We start from the raw sequence: 299 nt of genomic DNA on the forward strand, positions 1-299 counted from the left end.
AGGTCGCTGCCAGGTCTGCAAAGCGCAAGAAAATCCGGAAAACAAAGATCACCTTCTCTTCATCCCTCGGCCCAGCCGAAACACGGGCCGCCCTCAAGCGGCCCTTTTGTTTTGCTAGACCGAAGTCATCAGTGCGTCCCTTACACGAGACAAATCGCTTCGCAATTTGCTCGGCACAGACCATAAATCCCTTCGGGATTTACGTTACCGCGATAAATCCCATCGGGATTTACGCTTGGCGCGGGGTGGAGCAGCCCGGTAGCTCGTCAGGCTCATAACCTGAAGGCCGCAGGTTCAAA

It is taken from the genome of Ensifer sp. Root954, assembly GCF_001429005.1.
GTDB lineage: Bacteria > Pseudomonadota > Alphaproteobacteria > Rhizobiales > Rhizobiaceae > Ensifer > Ensifer adhaerens.